Here is a 6,646-nt window from a genome sequence, read left to right on the forward strand (position 1 = left end):
CGCCATGGTCGCGGTCGGTGATGCCGACCTGTGCGCGACGCTACGCTGGGGCAATGAGTGGGACGTCGCCGCGGCGGCGCTGATCGCGCTGGAGGCGGGCGCGGCGGCGACCGACGCGCTGGGCGCACCGCTGGAGTTCAACAAGCCCGACCCGCGCGCGTTCGGTGTGCTGGTGAGCGCGCCGGGAGTGCACGGCGCGGCGGTGGCGCGGCTGGGCGAGCGGGCGCGGGTGGTGATTGGGGTCGGCGCGGCGGGCGAAGAAACGATCTAGGCGGCAGCGATCATCCGGCTATTGAGATGACCTGACGCAATGCGGGCAAGAGGGTCCCGATCGACATGTATCAGTTGGCCACCCAATTCTCCGTTCCGCAGGATCCCGACCAGGTTTGGTCGGTGCTCACCGACTTCGCTGGCTTTAACCGGTGGAACAGCTTCATGACCGCCGTCTCCGGCAAGTTGGCCGTTGGCGAGAAACTCAGCGTCACCTTGTCGCCTTCTCCCGGCAAGCAGACGACGTTCAAGCCGACGCTGCTTGTCGTGAACAACGGCCGGGAACTGCGCTGGCGTGGCCGGCTGCTCGTCAAGGGAGTGTTCGACGGCGAGCACTACTGGACGCTGACCCGCAATAATCGCGGTGGCACCGACATCCGCCACGGCGAGGATTTCTCGGGATTGCTCGTCGGCGTCGTCAAGCCCGGCTCGTTCAAGGGGGGCTTCGAGCGAATGAACGCGGACATGTCGGCAGAGCTCGCCAGGCGGTTCTGATCGCCAGCAATCGGTCTATCCTGCTCCTCCTTGTTGTTCCCCCCGATACTTCATCTCCAGATACCGCCCCCGCGTCGCCAGGCTGTCGAGGTCACCCTGCGCCAGCCGTTCGGTCATGGCGGCGATCTCGCGCTCGATCAGCGACAGGCCGTCGACCAGCTCGCGGTCGGGGCTGCGGCCGTTGCGCTCGACGCTGCGTAGCGGCTCGGGAACGCGGGCATAGTCGTTGACGAAGGCGGGCAGCTGCTCGCCGATCAGCCGGCGCAGCTCCAGCGCCGGCTCGGTGCCGGGATCGACCGCACCCAGTTGCGGCGACAGCACTTCCAGCCGGGTGCCGATACGGTCGGCGATGCCGCGGGCGGGCGCAGGCAGGGCGGGGCGCTGCGCCCCCAGCCAGCGGCCGGTCTGCGCCGGCAGTGCCTTGAGGTCGACGGTGCGCAGCTTCTCCGGCGGCGGCGCGGCACGCTCGTCGGACGGCCACACCGCCAGGCCGCCGACTGCGGCGACGAGCAGCACCATCAGCAGCAGCGCGCCCATGATCCCGACCGGCATGACCATGCCGACCAGGGTGAAGCCGACCAGGATCGCCACCACCGCCGCGCCGATCCGTACCAGCCGCCTGCCCAGCGCGCCCGGCCGGCGCGGGGTCCCGCGACTGAACGGCAGGTCGTCGGCATGGGTGATCCGCGCCCAGGACAGGCGTGCCGCGGCGATGGCTTCATCGACTTCGCTCATAGCGACTGCAGCCGGTACTGATCGGCGGGACCCTTCAGCGCGCCCTGGCTCGCCCCCTCGGCGCGGGCGATATAGCCGCGCGACTTCTCGACCTCGTTGCCAAGCGCGTCGACCGTCGTCTTCATCGAATCGAGCGCCTTCAGCTTGAAGCTGTCGATCGCGTCCATCGTGTCGTAGACGTTCTGGAACGCGCGCTGCAGCACCTCCAGCGGGATGGTCGAGGCGGCGGCCTGTTCGTGGATCGCGGCGGTGTTGCTGCGCAGCAGCTTGCCGGTCGAGTCGATGATGCCCGCCGTCGTGGTGTTGAGCTGGGTGATCTGGTCGAGCACCAACTTCTGGTTGACCAGCGCCTGCGCGACGGTGACCGCGGTGCGCAGTGCCGACACGGTGGTGGTGCTGGCGCGGTCGACGCCCTTCACGAGCTCGACATTGTTCTTCTTGACGAGATCGAGCGCCAGATAGCCCTGCACCGTCACCGCCATCTGGGTCAGCAGGTCCTGGGTGCGCTGGCGGGCGTAGAACAAAGCCGTCTCGCGGATCGCCTTGGCCTTGGCCGGGTCGGTCGCATCGAGCGTGCCGGCGGTGTCCTCCAGCTTGGCGTCCATGGTGCGCGACAGGTGGATCATCTGCTCCAGTCGGCCCATCGCGGTCCACAGGTTCGAGCGCTCGGTGTCGATCGCGGCGTTGTCCATCAGCAGCTCGTCCTTGCCCGAGGCGAGGCTCTTCAGGATGGCGCTGATGTGGGTCTGGCTCGACTTGTAGCTGTCGAAATAGTTCTTCATCCGGTTGCCGAACGGGATGACGCCGAGCAGTTTGCGCGGGCCGGTCAGGCTGCCCTGCTTGCCCGGATCGAGCTGTTCGATGACGCGGCGCAGCTGCGCGAGGTCGGCACCGACGCCGCTGTCCTTGTCCATCGCCCGCACCGGGCGGTCGAGGAAGCGGTTGGACTGGCCGGCGGCGTCACGGATCTCCTTGCCGCCCATCGCGGTGATCGCGTCCACCCGGCGGCCGAATTCGGGACTGTTGACGTCCTGCGCGACCAGGTCGGCGACGAAGCCATCGACGCGCGTCTCCAGCTCGCTGCGCTTGGTGTCGTCGACCGGCACCAGCCCCGCCGCTTGGCTGGCGGCGACCACCGGCACCGGCTCGGGCGGGGTCAACACCAGCGCCGGGCTGGTCTCGGTTACGGTCGCTGCGTCGGTGGCCATGGCTTGCTCCGTTGGGTCGCTACGAGGATGCGCCCTCGCCGCGACCGCTTCAAGTGTAGCATTGCGATAATACACCGTCGAGGGAGAATGGCGCAGTGGCAGGCGGCTTTCCGCGGCGCAGCAAATACGCTAAGGGCGCGCTGAACTGATCCTCTTTCACCATCAGGATACCCCATGAGCCTCCGCAACGTGGCCATCATCGCGCACGTCGATCATGGCAAGACCACGCTGGTCGACCAGCTGTTCCGCCAGTCCGGCACCTTCCGCGACAACCAGCGCGTCGAAGAGCGCGCGATGGATTCCAACGACCTGGAGAAGGAGCGCGGCATCACCATCCTGGCCAAGCCGACCTCGGTCGACTGGACGCCGCCGGGCGCGAGCGAGAGCATCCGCATCAACATCGTCGACACGCCCGGCCACGCCGATTTCGGCGGCGAGGTGGAGCGCATCCTGTCGATGGTCGACGGTGTCGTCCTGCTGGTGGATTCGTCGGAGGGCGCGATGCCGCAGACCAAGTTCGTCACCGGCAAGGCGCTGGCGCTGGGCCTCCGCCCGATCGTCGTCGTCAACAAGATCGACCGCAGCGACGCGCGCATCCAGGAAGTGCTCGACGAGGTGTTCGACCTGTTCGTGTCGCTCGACGCCAGCGACGAGCAGCTCGACTTCCCGGTGCTCTACGCCTCGGGCCGCGGCGGCTATGCCTCGACCGACATGGACGCGCGCGAGGGGACGCTGATCCCGCTGTTCGAGACGATCGTGGCGCACGTCCCCGCGCCCAAGGTCGAGGTCGAGGACGTGCCGTTCACCTTCCTAGTGACCTTGCTCGACCGCGACCCGTTCCTGGGCCGCATCCTGACCGGGCGGGTCAATTCGGGCGCGGTGAAGATCAACCAGCCGATCCACGCGCTCGACAATGACGGCAAGATCGTCGAGGCGGGCCGCGCGTCGAAGATCCTGTCGTTCCACGGGCTCGACCGCGTGCCGGTCGAGGAGGCGAAGGCTGGCGACATCATCAGCCTCGCCGGGCTGTCGGTCGCGACCGTCGCCAACACCATCGCCGACATCACCGTCACCGAGCCGCTCCACGCCCAGCCGATCGACCCGCCGACGCTGTCGATGCGCTTTGCCGTCAACGATTCGCCGATGGCGGGGCGCGAGGGCACCAAGGTGACCAGCCGCATGATCCGCGACCGCCTGTTCCGCGAGGCCGAGTCCAACGTCGCGGTCAAGGTGACCGAAGCCGCCGACCGCGACAGCTACGAGGTGGCAGGGCGCGGCGAGCTGCAGCTCGGCGTGCTGATCGAGACGATGCGCCGCGAGGGGTTCGAGCTCGGCATCAGTCGGCCGCGCGTGCTGTTCGGCGAGGACGAGGACGGCCGCCGGACCGAGCCGTACGAGACCGTCATCATCGACGTCGACGACGAGCATTCCGGCACCGTCGTCGAGAAGATGAACCTCCGCAAGGCGGAGATGACCGATATGCGCCCATCGACCGGCGGCAAGACGCGCATCACCTTTTCGGCGCCCAGCCGCGGCATGATCGGCTATCACGGCGAGTTCCTTTCGGACACGCGCGGCACCGGCATCATGAACCGGCTGTTCGAGAAGTACGGCCCGCACAAGGGCAAGATCGAGGGCCGCAAGAACGGCGTCCTGATCTCCAACGGCTCGGGCGAGGCGAACAGCTATGCGCTGGGGCCGCTGGAGGAGCGCGGCATCCTGTTCGTCGGCCATGGCGAGGCGCTGTACGAGGGCATGATCGTCGGCGAGAACGCCAAGCCCGACGACCTCGAGGTCAACCCGATGAAGACCAAGGCGCTGACCAATTTCCGCGCAAGCGGCGGCAAGGACGATCAGGTACGCCTGACCCCGCCCAAGCGCGCGACGCTGGAGCAGGCGATCGCCTATATCGACGACGACGAGATGGTGGAGGTGACGCCCAAGTCGATCCGGCTGCGCAAGAGCCATCTCGACGCCAACGAGCGCAAGAAGGCAAGCCGGGCCAAGGTCGCGGCCTGACCCTCCGTCATCCCGGGGCCGCCCGGGGTGACCCTATGCCTTGACCGCCGTGAAGGTCATCGCCACGCCGTTCATGCAATAGCGCTTGCCGGTCGGTTTGGGCCCGTCGTCGAAGACATGGCCCAGATGGCTGCCGCAGCGGGTGCAATGCACCTCGGTGCGCTCAATGCCGAGCGAGCCGTCGCTGCGCGTCGCGACGTCGCCGGCCAGCGGGGCCCAGAAGCTGGGCCAGCCGGTGCCGCTGTCGAACTTGGTCCGGGACGCGAACAGGTGCTGGCCGCAGCCGCGGCAGCCGAAGACGCCGGCGCGATGCTCGTTGTTGAGCGGGCTGGTGAACGGCTCCTCCGTCCCCTCGTGGCGCAGCACGTCATAGGCGGCGGCGGGCAGCTTCGCGCGCCACTGCGCGTCGGTGAGCGTAAAGGGGAAACGCTCGGGCGGCGCGGCGGTCGCCTGGCGGCAGCCGAACAGCGCCAGCGCCGCGGTGCCGGTCACGGCGGTGGTGAGGAAGTCACGGCGGTGAAGGGGGTGTTGCATAAGAAGGATATAAGCATTGCCGCAGGCGAGCGCGAGGGGTGGAACTTCGGCGGCAATGGCGCGCTTGGCGGCAAGAACTCGGAGCTTTCCATGTCGTTCCAGCAGCTTGATCCGCCGATCCCAGTCCATGTCCTCGACAAGGGCAGCGGCTTTGCCATCGCGGTGATCGACTATGGCCAGGAGCATAACCTGATCTGGGTGACGGCGATCAACGACACCGGCGAGATCTGGTGCGCGCCCAATCCGCGCGTGCGGATGGAGCCGAACTGGACGATGGGCCGCGCCAAGTCGCCGGCGGTGACGGCGCGCTCCACCGGGGATTGCTCGGGTGAGCCGGCCGTTTCAGGCGGCAAGCCTAATTAGGCGGCTTTAGCCCGCCGCCACCACGGCATGGCGCTCCCCGATTGCAGCACACCGCGCCGGAACAGCCGCGCGCCCAGCGTAATGAAGATCGCCACCCACAGCGCCTGCCACGCCAGCGCCGCGCCATGCCGCCACAACCCTGGCTGGTTGGCGGCATGGCCGACCATCGCGAACGGTGACGATAGCGGGAACAGCTCCGCCACCTGCGCCAACGTGCTGCCCGGCCGCGACGCGGCGGCGGAGGCTAGCGCGAACATCGCCACCTGGGTGATGGTGATCGGCAGCGACAGCATCTGGATCTCGCGCGGCGTCGTCGCCTGCGCTCCGACGCCGAGGAACACCGAGCCGAGCAGCAGATAGGCCATGGTGAAATAGCCGATGAACAGCAGCGGGAACATCGCCCCCGTCGCCGGTGACAGATCGCCTAGCCCGGCGCGCAACCCTGCCGGCATCAGCGCGCCGATCTGGCTGACGACGCTGGCCCAGAAGGCGACGAACAGCACCGCCACCCCGAACATGCCGAGCAGCTTGCCCAGGAACACCGACTCCAGCGGCACCGCGGCGGCCAGCACCTCGATCACCTTGTTGTTGCGCTCCTCCGCCATCGTGCCGACCACCTGCCCGGCGAGGAACAGCGTCAGGAAGAAGATCCCGAACACCGCGAAGAAGCCTGACTGGTGGCCGCCACGCCGCGACGGGCCGGGCTGCTGATAGGCGATGCGCTGCGCGTCGATGCGGGGGAGAGCAGTGCCGAGCCGCTCGTCGGTCAGCGTCGCTCCCGCCAGCGCGGCGAGATAGTCGGCGGGGCGGGGCCCGTGCGGACCATAAAGGATCGTCGGCCGGTCGAGCGCGCCGTACAGCGCCGCCACCGTGTCGTAGTCCTTCGCTCCGAATGCTGCGCGCGCCTGCGCGGCGGGGTCGGCCGAGGCGGTGGTGGTGACCAGCTCCGGCGGCTGCTCGCCCTGGCGGAAGATGCTGCGCAGCCGGGTGTCGGCGCGGGTGACCGCCGCGGCGTGCGCGGG

8 protein-coding genes are annotated in these 6,646 nt (G+C 68.4%); 4 read left to right on the plus strand and 4 right to left on the minus strand.

The genetic code is table 11. From position 1 onward, the window contains the following. A partial coding sequence (locus HUU96_RS09120) for an inositol monophosphatase family protein (RefSeq protein ID WP_302480230.1) occupies nucleotides 1-271 on the plus strand: 271 nt, incomplete at its 5' end. Nucleotides 272-345: 74 nt separating this feature from the next. Next, entirely contained in the window at nucleotides 346-765 is a 420-nt protein-coding gene (locus HUU96_RS09125) for an SRPBCC domain-containing protein (protein WP_174292513.1), read from the plus strand. A gap of 15 nt (nucleotides 766-780) precedes the next feature. Here the strand turns inward: HUU96_RS09125 and HUU96_RS09130 are convergent, their stop codons facing one another. Together HUU96_RS09130 and HUU96_RS09135 are read right to left on the minus strand one after the other, a co-directional pair. Next, the gene (locus tag HUU96_RS09130) at nucleotides 781-1,500 is read right to left on the minus strand and encodes a hypothetical protein (RefSeq protein ID WP_174292514.1); all 720 of its coding nucleotides are present in this window, start codon (nucleotides 1,498-1,500) and stop codon (nucleotides 781-783) included. Beyond that, nucleotides 1,497-2,708 (minus strand): toxic anion resistance protein, encoded by a 1,212-nt coding sequence (locus HUU96_RS09135; protein WP_174292515.1) that lies wholly within the window; start codon nucleotides 2,706-2,708, stop codon nucleotides 1,497-1,499. The genes HUU96_RS09130 and HUU96_RS09135 overlap by 4 nt, the downstream gene beginning before the upstream one ends. Nucleotides 2,709-2,882: 174 nt before the next feature. On the opposite strand from HUU96_RS09135, the gene typA reads away from it, so the two are divergent. Next, nucleotides 2,883-4,727, plus strand: coding sequence for a translational GTPase TypA (gene typA / locus HUU96_RS09140; protein WP_174292516.1), 1,845 nt, complete (start codon nucleotides 2,883-2,885; stop codon nucleotides 4,725-4,727). 33 nt (nucleotides 4,728-4,760) lie between these two features. Here the strand turns inward: typA and msrB are convergent, their stop codons facing one another. Then, on the minus strand, nucleotides 4,761-5,261 hold the full coding sequence (gene msrB, locus HUU96_RS09145) for a peptide-methionine (R)-S-oxide reductase MsrB (RefSeq protein WP_174292517.1): 501 nt from the start codon (nucleotides 5,259-5,261) through the stop codon (nucleotides 4,761-4,763). Nucleotides 5,262-5,351: 90 nt separating this feature from the next. Here msrB and HUU96_RS09150 point away from each other — a divergent pair, with 90 nt between their 5' ends. Beyond that, nucleotides 5,352-5,624 (plus strand): hypothetical protein, encoded by a 273-nt coding sequence (locus tag HUU96_RS09150; RefSeq protein WP_174292519.1) that lies wholly within the window; start codon nucleotides 5,352-5,354, stop codon nucleotides 5,622-5,624. On the opposite strand, the gene HUU96_RS09155 is transcribed toward HUU96_RS09150, so the two are convergent. Continuing rightward, nucleotides 5,621-6,646: ABC transporter permease (locus HUU96_RS09155; protein WP_174292518.1), on the minus strand; the 1,026-nt coding region annotated here is incomplete at its 5' end. The genes HUU96_RS09150 and HUU96_RS09155 overlap by 4 nt on opposite strands.

It is taken from the genome of Sphingomonas bacterium (assembly GCF_903644135.1).
GTDB lineage: Bacteria > Pseudomonadota > Alphaproteobacteria > Sphingomonadales > Sphingomonadaceae > Sphingomonas.